The organism is Yoonia vestfoldensis, from assembly GCF_002158905.1.
In the GTDB taxonomy this organism is placed as follows: domain Bacteria; phylum Pseudomonadota; class Alphaproteobacteria; order Rhodobacterales; family Rhodobacteraceae; genus Yoonia; species Yoonia vestfoldensis_B.
This window is the reverse complement of sequence record NZ_CP021431.1, coordinates 2,874,653-2,891,401: the sequence shown is the minus strand read 5'-3', so window position 1 is coordinate 2,891,401 and position 16,749 is coordinate 2,874,653. Positions and strand designations below refer to the sequence as shown.

Here is a 16,749-nt window from a genome sequence, read left to right as displayed (position 1 = left end):
ATAAATATCCCCGCCGGAGGCAGAGAAGTTTTTTACAGATCCATCACCCCGCGCAGCGGCTGGCTGCCTCGTCCACCGCGGCGGTAAAGCCGATCAGGCTGAACTTGTCGCTGGTCTGGGTCCCGCGCGAGGACCGGCCGACGATGGTGGCATCGGCACCGCGCTTCATCGCGGCCACCATGCGCGCATCATCCTCGGACGACGCGGGCCATGCAAAATTGCCCTCGGTGAACAATTCATAGGTTGTATCCCCGATCCGCACCGTCACGACAGAGCCGGGGGCAAAAGGATAGCCACCGGCAAACATGATCTGGCCCGTGATATTGTCACCGGGACGGTAGAAGATGATCAGCTGGATATCACCACGGTTCACATCGACCGCTGTGCCATCGCGCGTGTTGATGGTCTCGACCGGGGCGGATACGGCCCAGCATTCGCGCGGGCTTGTCTCGACATAAACCGACCAGTCGGATGTCGCCGTCACGCGGTTTTCGCTTTGCTCTTGTGCGCCCGCCATCCCTGCCAGTGTCACCGCTGCCAGAAAGCCGGCCGTTGTCATCGTCTTCAAGATCATCCTGTCGTCTCCAAACCGTCGTTGCCTCGGGATGTTCGCGCCAGCCTGGACGCGTCTTGCGGCACCCTTTGCACTGGCAGGAACGTCTGTAACCCGTTACGTTGCTTGCTATCAAGAAAAAGCGCCTCGGGGAAACCCCTGAAAAATTCACTCGGCAAAGTAATGCAGTGAAAGCAACAAACCAAGAAGGCATCACATGACACATCCTGTTGATCTGGTCGAAGTCTGGCGCGGCGATCTGTGCGAAAGTCTGCATCAGGGCCATGCGGTCGTGTGCGACCATCACGGCGCGATCCTGCAGGCCTGGGGCAACCCGCAGGCGGTGATCTATCCGCGATCCTCTTGCAAGATGCTGCAGGCGCTGCCGCTTTTGGAAAGCGGTGCAGGCGCGCATCTGAAGGGCGAACAGCTGGCGCTGGCCTGTGCCTCGCATGAAGGCGCGCCTTTGCATGTGGCCATGGTCGGCGATTGGCTGGCCGATCTGGGGCTGGGGGATGATGATTTCCGCTGCGGCCCGCAAGCGTCGCGCGACAAGGATCTTTACCTGTCGATGATCCGTGCACACCGCGAACCCTGCCGTATCCACAACAATTGTTCTGGCAAGCACGCAGGTTTCCTGACGCTGACCAAACATTTGCAAGCAGGGCCCGAATACACCGAGATCGACCACCCGGTGCAGATCGCATGCAAATCCGCCTTTGAGGAAGTCACCCAGGAAACCAGCCCGGGTTACGGCATCGACGGCTGCACCGCCCCGAACCATGCCTGCACGGTCCACGGCCTTGCCCGCGCGATGGCGTTTTTCGCCTCGGCGCAGGATCGCAGCGACACCCGCAGCACGGCGGCGCAGAAACTGACCGAAGCCATGATGGCCTTTCCAGAACTGGTCGCAGGCCAAGGCCGCGCCTGCACTGATCTGATGCGCGCGATGGATGGCAAGGTCGCGGTGAAAACCGGGGCCGAGGGCGTGTTCATCGCGATCATCCCCGAAAAGCGACTGGGTGTCGCGCTCAAGATCACCGATGGTGCGACGCGCGCCAGCGAATGCGTCATGGCGTCGATCCTTGTCAAACTGGGTGTGCTGAATGCCGATCATCCCGCCGCGCGCGCACGGATGACACCGCCGGTGTTGAACTGGGATGGCCGTGTGACGGGCCATATCACGCCGACTGCCGCCCTTTTGTGACCTTCTCAAAGAAAGCCTGCCATGCCCTTTACCCTTGCCACTTGGAACATCAATTCGGTCCGCCTGCGCGAAGAGCTTGTGCTGCAATTGCTGCGCGACGAATCCCCCGACATCCTGTGCCTGCAGGAATGCAAAAGCCCGGTTGACCTGATCCCCGTCGCGCAGTTTCAGGCGCTGGGCTATACCCATATGGTCGCGCGCGGGCAAAAAGGGTATAACGGGGTGGCGATCATTTCCAAGCTGCCATTGCAGGAAGCCGGGGGCGAGGATTACGCCGCATTGGGCCATGCCCGCCATGTCGCGGCACGGCTGGAAAACGGCGTGACGATCCATAATCATTATGTCCCCGCCGGTGGCGATATTGCCGACCGCACGGTCAATGCCAAATTCGGCAACAAGCTGGATTACCTGACCGATATGCGCGACGCCTATCACGCATTGAAGCCGGAAAAATCCATCCTTGTTGGCGATCTGAACATCGCCCCGCGTGAAGATGACGTCTGGAACCACAAGGCGCTGCTGAAGGTGGTCAGCCACACGCCGATCGAGGTCGATCATTTCGGGCAGGTGATGGACGCAGGCGCTTGGGTTGACGTGACGCGACAGGATATCCCGCTGGGCAATCTTTATAGCTGGTGGTCCTATCGGTCACCCGATTGGGATGCCGCCGACAAGGGGCGCAGGCTTGATCATGTCTGGGCGACGACCGATATCTCGGGTGCGGCGCATGGTTCGCGTGTGTTGCGTCATGTGCGTGGCTGGGACAAACCCAGCGACCATGCCCCCGTTTTTGCAAGTTTTGATCTATGACACTTCCCCAGATGATGCGCGCGCTTGTGCAAGTGCAGGATGGCTATGCCGGCACCCAGACCGGCCCCGCCCTTGCCGATGCTGCGCCATTCCTGGCCTTGCGCGACATCCCCGTGCCGAGCCCCGGCCAAGGGCAGGCGCTGATCAAGGTGAAACTGGCCGCCGTGAACCCGTCGGATATCCATTTCATCAAGGGCGAATATGGCCAGCCGCGCGTTTCGGGCCAGCCTGCCGGTTTCGAAGGCGTGGGCGAAGTTGTCGGTGGTGACACACCGCTGCTGGGTCAGCGCGTCAGTTTCTTTGCCGGGGCGTCGGGCACATGGGCCGAATATGCGATGACCGATATCAGCGGGCTGATCCCCTGCCGCCCCGATCTGGCGGATGTCGATGCCGCAGGGCAATTGGTGAACCCGCTGACCGCGCTTGCAATGTTCGACCTTGTCCGCGACAGCGGGGCCGATAGTTTCGTGCTGAATGCGGCAGGCTCGCAATTGGGTAAGTTACTGATCGCCCTGGGCCGCGACGCTGGCATCCCCGCGATTGCCGTGGTGCGCCGCGCCGCGCAGGCCGAGGCCTTGCTTGCGCTGGGGGCGGCCGAGGTGATCGTGACCGGCGCGGCTGATCCGCTGGCGCAGGCACGGGCCTTGTTCAAGACCTATCAGCCGCGCATCCTGCTGGATGCCGTGGGCGACCAGTTCACCGCCGATCTGTTTTTCGCGATGCCGAACGGCGCGCGCTGGGTCAATTACGGCAAATTATCCACCGATGCGCCGAAACTGGCCGCGCTGGGGCAATTGATCTTTCAAGGCAAAAGGATCGAAGGGTTCTGGCTGACGCGCTGGATGAAAGAGGTCGACCCCGCCCGCATCCCGCAGGCCTTTGCGACGATCCAAGAGCGTTTCGTGACCCGGGCATGGACCACCGATCTGGCGGGCATTGTCCCGCTTTCACAGGCGATGGCGCAGCTGCCCGCGGTTCTGGCGATGCCCGATGGCAAGGCGTTTATTGATCCTGCCGCCTGATCTGGCATTGCCATGGCGGGGTATTTCCGCCAAAGGGGCGGCTTGCGCTGTCGGATTTGTTGAAAAATGGCCACGCGATTGCTAGTTTATAGCTATGCCCTGCGCCGAGGCCCTGTCGGCGCCAACCCAGGAGGACAATGAACTGTCTCTTTCCCACTCGGCTGCACCGGCGGCCACAAGCGGAGCCAATGCCATGCAGGCTCTGACAAATGTGAATAGCGAAACCATTCTGGCGGCTGTTCTGCAATCCCTTGATGATGACAAAGGCGAAGACATCGTGCAGATCAATCTGCGCGGCAAGTCGGAAATGGGTGATTACATGGTCATCGCCTCTGGCCGGTCGACGCGTCAGGTCAGCGCCATGGCGGAAAAGCTGACCGACAGGCTCAAGCAGGATCTTGGCATCATTTCCAAGACCGAAGGCAAAGATACCGGCGATTGGGTGCTGGTGGATACCGGCGATGTGATCGTCCATATCTTTCGCCCCGAAGTGCGCGAGTTCTATCAGCTTGAAAAGATGTGGCAGCCGGGCAAAGTCGCCGCGGGCTGATGCGCATCCAGATTTGCGCCATGGGCCGGCTGCGGCAGGGGCCCGAGCGTGATTTATACGATGATTACCTGACCCGGTTCGAGCGGACGGGACGCGCCTTGGCGCTTGGCCCTGCGCAGCTGATCGAGGTCGAGGATAAAAAGGGCGGCGGCATGGCGGCAGAGGCCGCATTGCTGCGCCGTGCGGTGCCGCTTGGCGCGCTGATCTGCACATTGGATGAACGCGGGCGGGTGATGAGCTCGCCGCAATTTGCCGACCTGCTGGCAGGCTGGCGCGATCAAGGGCGGCAGGATGTGGCCTTTGTGATCGGCGGCGCGGATGGGATCGACCCCGCCTTGCGCGCCGATGCGGATGCGTCTTTGAGTTTCGGCGCGATGGTCTGGCCGCATATGCTGGTGCGGGTGATGCTGGCCGAACAGCTGTACCGGGCGGCGTCGATCCTGTCGGGCGGGCCGTATCACCGGGTTTGATGCGCTCCGCGCGGGGAGTATTTTTGGAAAAAAGAAGGTGCTGGCCGGGTTGGCGCTGGGCTGATCCGGCGGTATGAATCGCGGGCATGCAGAGGAGTTCGCCATGTCCGCCCCCAAACCTGTCGTTTTGTGCATTCTGGATGGCTGGGGCCTGCGCGACATTGTCGAAGGCAATGCGCCCAAGCTGGCCCAGACCCCGCATTTCGATGCGATCATGCAAGGCCCGCATGCCAAGCTTTTGACCCATGGCAATGATGCGGGCCTGCCCACCGGCCAGATGGGCAATTCCGAGGTCGGCCATACCAATATCGGCGCGGGCCGCGTGGTGGCGATGGATCTGGGCCAGATCGATCTGGCGATCGAGGATGGCTCGTTTTTTCGCAATGCCGCGCTGGCCGGGTTTATCGCCAAGCTGCGCGCCAGCGGCGGGGCCGCGCATTTGATGGGGCTGGTGTCGGATGGTGGCGTGCATGGCCATCTGGCCCATATCGCCGCCGCGGCCCGCGCCATCACCGATGCGGGTGTGCCGGTCATTGTGCACGCCATCACCGACGGGCGCGATGTGGCCCCATCCTCGGCCGGCCATTTCATGACGGCCTTGATCGAGATGTTGCCGCCTCAGGCACGCATCGCCACCGTGACAGGCCGCTATTACGCGATGGACCGCGATAACCGCTGGGACCGGGTCGAGACCGCCTATCGCGCCATGGTGCTGGGCCAGGGCGTGCCTGCCGCTGATCCGCTGGCGGCGGTTGCCGCGGCGCAGGCGGCTGGTCAGACCGATGAATTCATCCCCGCCCATGTGATCGGCGATTATCCCGGTTTTGCGCCGGATGACGGGCTTTTCTGCCTGAATTTCCGGTCCGACCGCGCGCGTGAGATCTTGGCCGCCATCGCTGATCCGGAATTCGACGGCTTTGCGCGCCAGCAGCCCGCGCTTGTGGCGCTGCTGGGCATGGTGTCCTATTCGGACCGCCATGATGGCTGGTTCGACATCGTCTTTCCCAAGCGCGATATCCAGAACACGCTGGGGGCTTGGGTCGCCCAGCACGGTCTGCGCCAGTTCCGGCTGGCCGAAACCGAGAAATATCCGCATGTGACGTTTTTCCTCAATGGCGGGGTCGAGACGCCCTATCCCGGTGAGGACCGCCATATGCCGCAATCGCCCAAGGTCGCGACCTATGATTTGCAGCCCGAAATGTCCGCAGCCGCAGTGACCGAGGCTTTTGTCCAGGCGATTGGTGCGGGCTATGATCTGATCGTCACCAATTACGCCAATCCCGATATGGTCGGCCATACCGGCGATATCGCCGCCGCCGTCAAAGCCTGCGAGGCTGTCGATACCGGTTTGGGTGCGGTGCTGGCGGCGTTGCAGGAGGCGGGCGGTGCGATGATCGTTACCGCGGATCACGGCAATTGCGAAACCATGATCGATCCCGTCACGGGCGGGCCGCATACCGCGCATACGCTGAACCCTGTGCCAGTCGCGCTGGTCGGCGGGCCTGACGGCGTCACCCTGCGCGACGGGCGTTTGGCCGATCTGGCGCCCACAATGCTTGACCTGATGGGGCTGGCGCTGCCGCCTGAGATGACCGGCCGGACGCTGATCCGGCGATGAGATGGGCCGCCATCCTGATCCTGCTTGCCCTGCCTGCCGCCGCCCAGCAAAGCGCCGATGACGCTGCGCGCCAGCTGCTGGCTGCCAATGCCCAGCTTGGCGCGGCAGAGGGGGCGGCCGATCAGGTCGCCGCGCTGACCCAGACCGTGCAGGCCTATGAGGCAGGGCTGCTTGCCATGCGCCAGAGCCTGCGCGAGATCACCGCAGCTGAAGCCGAGGTGGCCGCCGATCTGGCCGCGCGCCGCGACGAGATTGCGGGGTTTCTGATGGTGCTGGCCAGTATCGGCCAAAGCCCGCAGCCGGTGATGCTGGCCAATCCCGAAGGGCCGGTCGGGGCCGTGCGCGCCGGTATGATCATCGCCGATCTGACCCCGGCCCTGCGCGATGACGTGATCCGGTTGCAGCGCGAGTTTGACAGGTTGCGCGACCTGCGCGACCGGCGGATCGCCGCGGCAGAAATGTTGCGCGAAGGGTTGGATTTCGCCCAGACGGCGCGCGCGGCCTTGGGCCGCGCGATTTCGGAACGGCAGGATGTGCCGCGCCGTTTTGTCGAGGATCCGGCGCAAAGCGCGCAGCGTCTGGCCTCTGCGCAAACGCTGGCGGCGCTGGCATCCGAGCTTGCGGGGCTGGACATGCCCGCACAGACCGACCTTGCGCCTGCGGCCGATCTGCCTTTGCCGGTGGCCGGGATCATCCGCACCGGCACCCCGGACCGCCCCGGTATCACCATCGCCGCTGCCCCGCAGGCCTTGGTCACATCGCCGGTGCGCGCCACGCTGCTGTTTCGCGGACCCTTGCTTGACTATGGCAATGTCGTCATTCTGGAACCGGCCGAGGATGTGCTTTTCGTGATCGCGGGCATGGCCGAGGCCTTTGGCCAACCCGGCGAGATCATCGCGGCTGGTGCGCCACTTGGTCTCATGGGGGGGACATCGGCATGGATGACGCTAATCTTGGTCACAATCAGGCGATTGATGCCGGTCAGACCACGCAGCCCCTTTATCTTGAGGTCAGGGATGGGCAAGCTTCGGTCAACCCGGATGCATGGTTCGCGCTGGAATAGAATGGGAAAACCGATGAATAAGCTGATGATGGCCGCGACAGGCGGTGCTGTGCTGGGGCTCTTGGTGACAAGTCAGGTGGCGGGCCCTCTCTTGGCGCAAGAGCAGGGTCAACAAACCAGCGTATACGAACAGCTGGATCTGTTTGGCGATATCTTCGAGCGGATCCGCGCGGGCTATGTCGAAGAGGTCGATGACCGAGAACTGATCGAGGCCGCGATCAATGGCATGCTGACATCCCTTGATCCGCATTCCAGCTATCTGTCTGCCGAGGATGCCGCCGCGATGCGCGTGCAGACATCGGGTGAATTCGGCGGTCTGGGGATCGAGGTCACGCAAGAGGAAGGCTGGGTCAAGGTCGTCTCGCCCATGGATGGCACACCGGCGGATGTTGCGGGTATCATGGCGGGCGATTTCATCACGGCCGTTGATGGCGAAAGCGTGATGGGCCTGACGCTGGATGATGCGGTGAACCTGATGCGCGGCCCTGTCGGATCGGAAATCGTGATCACCGTCGTGCGCGAAGGTGAAGTGGAACCCTTCGAAGTGTCGATCATCCGCGACACGATCAAGCTGACCGCCGTGCGCACCCGCACCGAAGGTGATGCCGTCGTGTTGCGCGTGTCCACCTTTAACGAACAGACCTTTCCCAATCTGCGCGACGGCATGGCCGAACAGGTCGCTGCTGCCGGAGGCTTGGACAATATCGACGGGATCGTACTGGATTTGCGCAACAACCCCGGCGGCCTGCTTAGCCAGGCGATCTATGTTGCCGATGCTTTTCTGGATGCAGGCGAGATTACCTCGACCCGTGGCCGCAACCCCGAGGATGGCGAACGCTTTAACGCCACATCCGGCGATCTGGCCGAAGGCAAGCCGATTGTGGTGCTGATCAATGGCGGCTCTGCCTCGGCCTCGGAAATCGTGGCGGGGGCCTTGCAGGACCATCGCCGCGCGATCATCGTGGGCACCAATTCCTTTGGCAAAGGATCGGTGCAGACCGTTGTGCCCCTGCGCGGCGAGGGGGCGATGCGCCTGACCACATCGCGCTATTACACACCATCGGGCCGGTCTATCCAGGCTTTGGGTATTTCGCCTGATATCATCGTGGAACAGCCACGCCCGCAGCCCGCCACCGATGAGGAAGATGACGCGCCCGCGACGCGCTCAGAGGCTGATTTGCGCGGGGCCTTGAACAACGGCCTGTCCGAAGACCAGCTGCGTCAGGTCGAGCAAGAACGCGCCCGCGCCGAAACCGCCGCGCAATTGCGCGAACAGGATTACCAGCTGGCCTATGCGATTGATATCCTCAAAGGGTTGAACGCGCTTGGCCCGCTGGCCAATGGCGCGGACTGAACCCGCTTAGCCTGCCGCAGGTCATTGCGGCAGGCTAACCTGCGATTACATATTGGGGTAATTCGGCCCGTCGCCACCCTGCGGGACCGTCCAGACGATGTTCTGGCTGGGGTCCTTGATATCGCAGGTCTTGCAATGCACGCAGTTCTGGAAATTGATCTGGAACCGCGTGTCATCGCCAGAGCCGACGAATTCATAAACACCCGCGGGGCAGTAGCGCGCAGAAGGGCCTGCGAATTTGGGCAGGTTCACCGCCACCGGAAGGGCGGGATCCTTTAACTGCAGATGCGCAGGCTGGCTTTCTTCGTGATTGGTAAAGCTGAAGGCGACATTGGTCAGCCGGTCGAACGACAAAGTGCCGTCGGGTTTGGGGTAATCGATCACTTTATGCTTGGATGCGGGTTCGGTCGCGGCGGCATCGGTCTTGCCATGCAAGAGCGTGCCCAGCCGGATACCGAATGTGTTCAGCCACATATCCGTGCCCCCAAGGCTGAGTGACGCCATCAGACCGTAACGCGACCAGAGCGGTTTGACATTGCGGACCTTTTTCAGGTCGCGCCCGATCAGGCCATTGCGCACGGCAGCGTCGTAATCGTCCAGCGCGTCACCGCTGCGGCCGGCCTTGATCGCGCCAACAGCAGCCTCGGCGGCGGCGATGCCGGACAGCATGGCATTATGGTTGCCCTTGATGCGCGGCACGTTGACCATGCCTGCCGCACAGCCCAGCAGCGCACCGCCCGGAAAGGCCAGCTGCGGCAGCGACTGGAACCCGCCTTCGGAAATCGCGCGCGCGCCATAAGCCACGCGTTTGCCGCCTTTCAGCAGGTCCGCCACCATCGGGTGATGTTTGAACCGCTGGAATTCCATATAGGGGAATACATAGGGGTTCTTATAGTTCAGGTGGACAACAAAGCCGACATAAACCTGATTATTATCAAGGTGATAGATAAAAGACCCACCGCCTGCATTGCTGTCCAGCGGCCAGCCCATCGTATGGGTCACGGTGCCGGGTTTGTGCTTGGCGGGGTCGATTTCCCAGATTTCCTTCATGCCGAGGCCGTATTTCTGCACGTCGGAATTCGCATCCAGATCGAATTTCGCGATCACCTGTTTGGACAGCGATCCGCGCACACCTTCGCCAAGAAAGACATATTTGCCGTGCAATTCCATGCCGGGTTCATAGTTAGGCCCTTGGGTGCCATCGGGGTTCTTGCCGAATTCACCGGCCACCACGCCTTTGACCGCGCCATCCGCGCCATAGACGACCTCTGAACAGGACATGCCGGGGAAAATCTCGACGCCCAATTCCTCGGCCTGTTCGGCCAGCCAGCGGCAGACATTGCCCATCGAGACGATGTAATTGCCGTGGTTGTTCATCAAAGGCGGCATCACCATATTGGGGATGCGGATTTGTCCGGCCTGCCCCAGCATGTAGAAATTATCTTCGGTCACCGGCACGTTCAGGGGCGCGCCCTTGGCCTTCCAATCGGGGATCAGCTGGTTCAGCCCGACAGGGTCCAGCACGGCGCCCGACAGGATATGCGCGCCGACCTCTGACCCTTTTTCCAGAACGACCACGTTCAGATCGGCGTCAAGCTGTTTCAGGCGGATCGCGGCGGACAGACCTGCGGGGCCTGCGCCAACGATGACGACATCATATTCCATCGCTTCGCGTTCAATCTGGGTCATTGTCTGTCCTTTAGAAAACGGGCCTGTCAAGATCGGGGGCAGCCCCCTTTTATCTGGTCGCAGCAAGCGTTACCTGATGCATAGCCACGGGGCAATCAAGACACGGCGTCAAAATGTGCCACCGCCGACAAGCGTGCGGCAGGCCTTGACTTTGCTCTGCCCTGATAGGCTATGAACGTCGGACTGATATTTTTCGCCCGGGAGGGCCTGCGAGATGGAAAAGATTCCACTAACCCGTGCGGGTTTCGACAAGATTGATGCTGAACTCAAGCATCTCAAAACCGTGGAACGCCCCGCGATCATCCGCGCGATCTCGGAGGCGCGCGAACATGGCGATCTATCGGAAAACGCCGAATACCATTCCGCAAAGGAAAAGCAGTCGTTTATCGAAGGGCGCGTGAAAGAACTGGAAAGCGTGATTTCGCTGGCCGAGGTGATCGACCCGTCGAAATTCTCGGGTCCGGTGAAATTCGGCGCGACCGTCGTGCTGGTCGATGAAGACACCGACGAGGAAAAGACCTATCAGATCGTCGGCGAATACGAGGCCGATATCGAAAGCGGCAAGCTGAACATGAAATCGCCTCTGTCGCGTGCCTTGATCGGCAAAGAGGAAGGCGACAGTATCGAGGTCAGCACGCCGGGCGGCGTACGCAGCTACGAGATATTGAAGATCACCTATAAATAGAAAGCGCGCAGGCGATGCCGCAAAGGCCGCACACAGATGATCTGCAAGGCTTGACGCAGACCGAAACCGTGGCGGCCCTGCTGTCCGTTCTCTGGATCGTCGGCATGGGGCTGTTCTTCTGGTTTCTGCCGGCGGATACGGATGGTCTGCGTCATGTGGTGATGCTGCTGGCCCTATGCCTGCCGGTGGGTATGGCATGGATCGCCTTGCTGTCGGCCCGCACGGCGCGCCGGATGGTTGCGCAGACCCAAAGCATGCAAGCCACGATCGATGCCCTGCGGCAGGCCCTGATCGACGCCCGCCACGCTCCTGCACCGGCACCTGCGCCTGCGCCCGCTCCCACACTGGCCCCTGCGCCTGCACCGACCCCGGCGCCCGATGCCGCATCGCAGTTCGCATCCCGCCGCGAGATGTCGCGCCAGATCGCGCCGCGCGCGCCCGCGCAAGGGCAGGCCGACCAGCCGACGCTGGCGCTGGGTCCCGGACCCGAGGATGACGATCCGCCCTTGGAACGCCCCGATCTGGTGCGCGCCTTGAACTTTCCAGAGAATCAGGACGATACCGATGGTTTCGCGGCATTGCGCCGGGCCTTGCGCGACCGGCAGGCGCGCCGTCTGGTGCAGGCCAGTCAGGATGTGCTGACGCTTTTGTCGCAGGATGGCATTTACATGGATGATTTGCGGCCCGACCCCGCCAGCGCCGATCTGTGGCGTCGTTTCGCCAAGGGGGAACGCGGGCGCGGTATCGACGGCTTGGGGGCGGTCCGCGATGGCACCGCGCTGTCGGTGGTTGCGGCGCGGATGCGCGAGGACACGATCTTTCGCGATGCCGTGCATCATTTCATGCGCCGTTTCGATGAAATCCTTGTGACATTCGTGCAAAACGCCACTGATACCGACCTGCTTGCGCTGGCAGAGACCCGCACTGCGCGCGCCTTTATGCTGCTTGGGCGCGCGACACGGACCTTTGACTAGGCCATGTGGGATATCTTTCTTAAGACCTTGCCTTTCTTCATGCTGATCGCCCTTGGCTACGGCTCTGGCCGGACCAAGTTCTTCTCCGCCGAAGCCACCGCCTATCTGACGAAATTCGTGTTCTACTTTGCGCTCTCGGCGATGCTGTTCCGGTTTTCGGCCAATCTGTCGCTGGATGCGATCCTTGATTGGCAGTTCGTCTTTGCCTATCTGGCGGGGACATCGGTGGTCTATGTGCTGGCCACATTGGTGGCCCTGCGCCGCAACCGCCCGATGACCGAAGCCGCGGTCGAGGCGCAATGCGCGGTGATCGGCAATGTCGGTTTCCTTGGCATCCCGATGCTGGTGCTGTTGCTGGGTGAACCAGCCATTGGCCCGATCATGCTGGTCTTGGCGGTTGATCTGATCGTCTTTGGCAGCCTGATCGTGATCCTGATCACCGGATCGCGCGATGGGCGCATGTCGCCGGTGATCCTTGTCACCGTCTTCACCGGGCTGATCAAGAACCCGATGATCGTGTCGATCACCTTGGGGCTGACGGTGTCGTCCCTTGGCTGGACCGTGCCGGTGCCGATCAATGAATTCATGGTCTTGCTGGGGGCCGCGGCGACACCGGGGGCCTTGTTCGCCATCGGCGCATCGCTGGCCACGAAATCTGCCGAACGGGTCGCGGTCGCGGGCTGGCTGACGTTTTGCAAATTGGTGCTGCATCCTGCGGCCGTGGCCATTGCCGCGCTTTTGGTGTTTACAATCGACCCCTATGCTGCGGGCGTGATGATCGCCGCCGCCGCGCTGCCCGTGGCGGGCAATGTGTTCATTCTGGCGCAGCATTACGGCGTCGCACCCGCGCGCGTATCGGCGTCGATCCTGGTGTCAACGGCGGGCAGCGTGGTCACGGTGTCGCTGGTGATCGGCTGGGTCACGGGATTCATGGGATAGGACAGACAGATGAAAACAATCGCGGAAAACCGCTGCTTTGGCGGCACACAGGGCGTCTATAGCCACGCCTCCAAAGCCTGCGGCACAGAGATGACCTTTGGCCTGTTCCTGCCAGAAGAGGCCGCCACCGGCCCCGTGCCGGTCTTGTGGTTCCTGTCCGGCCTGACCTGCACGCATGAAAACGCGATGATCAAGGCCGGTGCCCAAGGCTGGGCCGCCGAACAAGGCATTGCGGTTGTTTTCCCCGATACCTCGCCACGCGGCGAAGGCGTCGCCAATGACGAAGCTTACGATCTGGGGCAGGGCGCGGGGTTCTATGTGAATGCCACCCAAGATCCTTGGGCACCGCATTTCCAGATGTGGGACTACATCAGCGCAGAATTGCCTGATCTGATCGGGGCGAAATTTGCGCTGGATATGGACCGCCAAGCCATCACTGGCCATTCGATGGGCGGGCATGGCGCGCTGACACTGGCGATGGGTCTGCCGGGGCGGTTTCGGTCTGTTTCCGCCTTTGCGCCGATCTGCCATCCGACGCGCAGCGATTGGGGCCGCAAGCAATTCACCGCCTATCTGGGCGCGGACGAAGCGGCTTGGGCCGCGCATGACGCGACGCTGTTGATGCAGAAAAATGGCTTCGACGGCCCCGTGTTGATCGACACCGGCACCGCGGACCAATTCGGCGATCTTTTGGGCACCGAACATCTGGCCGCCGCCATGGCCGCGCGCCGTCAGGACGGGGTCTTGCGCCTGCAAAAGGGCTATGACCATTCCTATTTCTTTATCGCGACCTTCATGGAAGACCATATCGATTTCCATGCGCAGGCGCTTTACGCATGATCTATGTCGATGCCGATGCCTGCCCCGTAAAGGCCGAGGTGGAACGCGTCGGCACCCGCCACGGGCTGGGCATGTTTGTCGTCTCGAACGGTGGCATCCGGCCCTCGGCCAATCCGCTGGTCGAAACGGTGGTGGTCCCTGATGGTCCCGATGTGGCTGATATGTGGATCGCGGATCGCGCGACCAAGGGCGATGTGGTGATCACCGGCGATATTCCCTTGGCGGCGCGCTGCATCGCCAATGGCGCGCTGGTGCTGAAACATAATGGCGAGCCGCTGACACAGGCCAATATCGGCAATGTGCTGGCGACACGCGACCTGATGGCCGATATGCGCGCCGCCGATCCGTTCCGGCAAGGCGGCGGCAAGCCATTCACCAAGGCGGACCGCGCAAGGTTTCTGGATGCGCTGGAACGGGCGGTCCGCGCGGCGGCGCGCCCCTAAGCAAAGGAACGAAGATGCCAGATGTCCAGGCCGTGGTGTTCGATATTGGTAATGTGCTGATCGAATGGCAGCCCGAACGGTTTTTCGACAGCGTCATCGGTGCCGACCGCCGCGCCGCGATGTTCGCCGCCATCGACCTGCACGGGATCAATGACGCGGTGGACCGTGGCGAACATTTCCGCGACACGATCCATGCCGCAGCCGAGGCCAACCCCGATTGGCGCGACGAGGTGCTGATGTGGCACGACCGCTGGATCGAGATGGCATCCCCCGCCATCGACCATTCGGTGCGGCTGCTGCGGGCGCTGCGCGGCAACGCTGTGCCGGTCTTCGCGCTGACCAATTTCGGCATCCAGACCTTCGAGATCGCCGAACCGGTCTATCCGTTCCTGTCCGAATTCGACCGGCGCTATATTTCGGGGCATATGGCGGTGATCAAACCCGACGCCGCCATTTATCAGATGGTCGAGGATGATTGCGGCCTTGATCCCGCATCGCTTTTGTTCGCCGATGACCGGATCGACAATATCACCGCCGCTGCCGCGCGCGGTTGGCAGACGCATCTTTTCACACATCCGCAGGGCTGGGCCGACCGGCTGGTGGCTGCGGGTCTTTTGACAGAAAGCCAAGCCCGATGACCGTGATGATCCCCTTTGCCGAAGCCGATCCCATGCTCGACTGGCTCGCCCTGACCGATGCGCTGGCGGCAGGGCATCAAGGGCCAAAGGCCGATGTCGCCGATGTGTTCCTTTACGAAGGGCAAAACACCCTGCTGAACCGGTCCGCCTGGATCGCGGGGCTGGGGCTGGCGGTGAAATGCGCCACGATCTTTCCCGCCAACAAGGCGCTGGGCAAACCTGCCATCGGCGGGGCGGTGAACCTGTTTTCAGGGACAGATGGCGCGCTGGAGGCGATCCTTGATTTCCATCTGGTGACAAAATGGAAAACCGCCGGTGACAGCCTGCTGGCGGCGCGCCTGCTGGCACGGCCCGACAGCCGCAATATCCTGATCGTCGGCGCGGGTACCGTGGGCCAGTCGCTGCGGCAGGCCTATGGCGCGGCCTTTCCCGACGCGCGGTTCACAATCTGGAACCGCTCTGCCGAGGGGGCCGAGGCATTTCGCCAAGCCTTTCCGGATGTGACTGTCGCGGGTGATCTGGAACAGGCGGTGCGCGGCGCGGATATCGTGACCTCTGCCACCATGTCCACGGCGCCTTTGATCAAGGGCCAGTGGTTGCAACCCGGCACCCATCTTGACCTGATCGGCGCCTACCGCCCCGATATGCGCGAAGCGGATGATGCCGCCCTGCAAAAAGCGCGCATTTTCGTCGATAGCCGGGACACCACGACTCACCATATCGGAGAGCTGAAAATCCCCATCGCGGCCGGGGCGATCACGCAAAATGATATCATCGCCGATTATTACGCGCTGGACCAGTTCAAGCGCCATAATCCCGACGAGATTACCCTGTTCAAGAACGGGGGTGGCGCGCATCTCGATCTGATGACCTGCCGGCATATTCTGGATGTCTGGCAAGCGCGCGGCTGATAGGATGCGGGCCGATGTGGTATCTGGTGATCTTGGTGCTGGCCCTTGCGGGGATCGCGGTGCTGCCGTGGTGGTTGGACAGGCGGCGGGTCAGCATCGGGGCTGACGCGCGGCAAGGGGCCAGGGGCGATTTCGCAGCCCTGTCGCAGGGGGTGACCTGTTATCGCTGGCTGGGCTCGGCGCGGGGGCCGGTTGCGGTGCTGATCCACGGGGTCGCGACACCCTCTGTCTGCATGGTCGACCTGGCCGAAGGGCTGGGCCAGCTGGGCTACCGGGTGCTGGTCTATGATCTTTACGGGCGGGGCCTGTCCGATGCAGTGCGTGGACGACAGGATGGCCGGTTTTTCACACGGCAATTGTCGGACCTTCTGGACCATCAGCAGGTCCCGGAAGCGGTGACGCTGGTCGGCTATGACATGGGCGGATCAATCGCGACGCTCTTTGCCGCGCAGCACCCGCACCGCGTGACTCGGCTGATGCTTTTTGCCTCGGCCGGGATCAGCAGCAGCGAGGATCGGTTCACCCGTTTCTGTCGCCGCACCCCGGTGGTCGGCGATTGGGTCCATGGCATGTTCGGCTGCCGTTACCTGCGGGCGGCGATCCCGGCAAATGGGCCGAACCTGACCCTCAATATCATGCAGGCGGCGCAACATGCCGCGCTGAACCGCCGGGGTTCTTTGCGTGCGATCCTGTCAAGCCGACGCGGCATCCTGTCCCAAAGGTTGGAAAAAGAGCATCGCAAGATCGCGGCTCTGGCGCTGCCCGTGGTTGCGATCTGGGCCGAGAAGGACGAGATCACCACGCTATCCGCGCTTGGGCTGCTGGCTCAGTGGAACCGCGATGCGCGCCAAGAGGTCGTGCCAAAGGCAGGCCATGCAATGCCCTATAGCCACCCGGCCGAGACGATCAAGGCGCTGCGCACCGCCCTGCGCGGCTGACCTGCGGGCGGTCCTTTTCAAGGCAGGGCAGTCACGCTATGCAGC

At 62.3% G+C, this 16,749-nt stretch carries 17 protein-coding genes; 15 read left to right on the top strand and 2 right to left on the bottom strand.

Annotated features, from left to right (window positions below; genetic code table 11):
• Positions 1–43 precede the first annotated feature (43 nt).
• Entirely contained in the window at positions 44–574 is a 531-nt protein-coding gene (locus tag LOKVESSMR4R_RS14500; protein WP_087209800.1) for an invasion associated locus B family protein, read from the bottom strand.
• A 196-nt stretch (positions 575–770) separates the two neighbouring features.
• Here LOKVESSMR4R_RS14500 and LOKVESSMR4R_RS14495 point away from each other — a divergent pair, with 196 nt between their 5' ends.
• From LOKVESSMR4R_RS14495 to LOKVESSMR4R_RS14460, 7 genes are all read left to right on the top strand, one after another.
• Positions 771–1,760: an asparaginase gene (locus LOKVESSMR4R_RS14495; protein ID WP_087209796.1), complete on the top strand. Its 990-nt coding sequence runs from the start codon at positions 771–773 to the stop codon at positions 1,758–1,760.
• 21 nt (positions 1,761–1,781) lie between these two features.
• Positions 1,782–2,570, top strand: coding sequence for an exodeoxyribonuclease III (locus LOKVESSMR4R_RS14490; RefSeq protein ID WP_087209794.1), 789 nt, complete (start codon positions 1,782–1,784; stop codon positions 2,568–2,570).
• Entirely contained in the window at positions 2,567–3,592 is a 1,026-nt protein-coding gene (locus LOKVESSMR4R_RS14485; protein ID WP_087209791.1) for a zinc-binding dehydrogenase, read from the top strand. Before LOKVESSMR4R_RS14490 ends, LOKVESSMR4R_RS14485 begins: the two co-directional genes overlap by 4 nt.
• A 94-nt stretch (positions 3,593–3,686) precedes the next feature.
• Positions 3,687–4,142 carry a ribosome silencing factor gene (gene rsfS, locus LOKVESSMR4R_RS14480; RefSeq protein WP_087209788.1) on the top strand — a complete coding sequence of 152 codons (456 nt, stop codon included), beginning with the start codon at positions 3,687–3,689 and terminating at the stop codon, positions 4,140–4,142.
• Positions 4,142–4,612: a 23S rRNA (pseudouridine(1915)-N(3))-methyltransferase RlmH gene (gene rlmH, locus LOKVESSMR4R_RS14475; RefSeq protein ID WP_087209785.1), complete on the top strand. Its 471-nt coding sequence runs from the start codon at positions 4,142–4,144 to the stop codon at positions 4,610–4,612. Before rsfS ends, rlmH begins: the two co-directional genes overlap by 1 nt.
• Before the next feature lie 103 nt (positions 4,613–4,715).
• A complete protein-coding gene (gene gpmI / locus LOKVESSMR4R_RS14470; protein WP_087213318.1) occupies positions 4,716–6,230 on the top strand; it encodes a 2,3-bisphosphoglycerate-independent phosphoglycerate mutase in 1,515 nt (504 codons plus the stop codon).
• A 1,076-nt stretch (positions 6,231–7,306) separates the two neighbouring features.
• The gene (locus LOKVESSMR4R_RS14460; RefSeq protein WP_087213315.1) at positions 7,307–8,647 is read left to right on the top strand and encodes a S41 family peptidase; all 1,341 of its coding nucleotides are present in this window, start codon (positions 7,307–7,309) and stop codon (positions 8,645–8,647) included.
• Positions 8,648–8,692: 45 nt separating this feature from the next.
• Here LOKVESSMR4R_RS14460 and LOKVESSMR4R_RS14455 read toward each other — a convergent pair whose 3' ends face one another.
• Positions 8,693–10,336, bottom strand: a complete 1,644-nt coding sequence (locus tag LOKVESSMR4R_RS14455; RefSeq protein WP_087209782.1) for an electron transfer flavoprotein-ubiquinone oxidoreductase — start codon at positions 10,334–10,336, stop codon at positions 8,693–8,695.
• A 214-nt stretch (positions 10,337–10,550) separates the two neighbouring features.
• Between LOKVESSMR4R_RS14455 and greA the strand changes: the two genes are divergently transcribed.
• The 8 genes from greA to LOKVESSMR4R_RS14410 are packed head-to-tail and all read left to right on the top strand — an operon-like array spanning position 10,551 to position 16,704.
• Complete coding sequence (gene greA / locus LOKVESSMR4R_RS14450) at positions 10,551–11,021, top strand: transcription elongation factor GreA (protein ID WP_087209779.1); 471 nt, start codon at positions 10,551–10,553, stop codon at positions 11,019–11,021.
• Between the two features lie 14 nt (positions 11,022–11,035).
• Positions 11,036–11,995, top strand: a complete 960-nt coding sequence (locus LOKVESSMR4R_RS20250; RefSeq protein ID WP_157898232.1) for a hypothetical protein — start codon at positions 11,036–11,038, stop codon at positions 11,993–11,995.
• Positions 11,996–11,998: 3 nt separating this feature from the next.
• Positions 11,999–12,934, top strand: coding sequence for an AEC family transporter (locus tag LOKVESSMR4R_RS14435; RefSeq protein ID WP_087209774.1), 936 nt, complete (start codon positions 11,999–12,001; stop codon positions 12,932–12,934).
• Between the two features lie 9 nt (positions 12,935–12,943).
• Complete coding sequence (fghA, locus tag LOKVESSMR4R_RS14430; protein WP_087209771.1) at positions 12,944–13,774, top strand: S-formylglutathione hydrolase; 831 nt, start codon at positions 12,944–12,946, stop codon at positions 13,772–13,774.
• The gene (locus LOKVESSMR4R_RS14425; protein ID WP_087209768.1) at positions 13,771–14,217 is read left to right on the top strand and encodes a YaiI/YqxD family protein; all 447 of its coding nucleotides are present in this window, start codon (positions 13,771–13,773) and stop codon (positions 14,215–14,217) included. The genes fghA and LOKVESSMR4R_RS14425 overlap by 4 nt, the downstream gene beginning before the upstream one ends.
• Positions 14,218–14,231: 14 nt before the next feature.
• On the top strand, positions 14,232–14,855 hold the full coding sequence (locus LOKVESSMR4R_RS14420) for an HAD family hydrolase (RefSeq protein WP_087209765.1): 624 nt from the start codon (positions 14,232–14,234) through the stop codon (positions 14,853–14,855).
• Positions 14,852–15,766, top strand: a complete 915-nt coding sequence (locus tag LOKVESSMR4R_RS14415; protein ID WP_087209763.1) for an ornithine cyclodeaminase family protein — start codon at positions 14,852–14,854, stop codon at positions 15,764–15,766. Before LOKVESSMR4R_RS14420 ends, LOKVESSMR4R_RS14415 begins: the two co-directional genes overlap by 4 nt.
• Before the next feature lie 14 nt (positions 15,767–15,780).
• The gene (locus LOKVESSMR4R_RS14410; protein ID WP_087209760.1) at positions 15,781–16,704 is read left to right on the top strand and encodes an alpha/beta fold hydrolase; all 924 of its coding nucleotides are present in this window, start codon (positions 15,781–15,783) and stop codon (positions 16,702–16,704) included.
• Positions 16,705–16,749 lie beyond the last annotated feature (45 nt).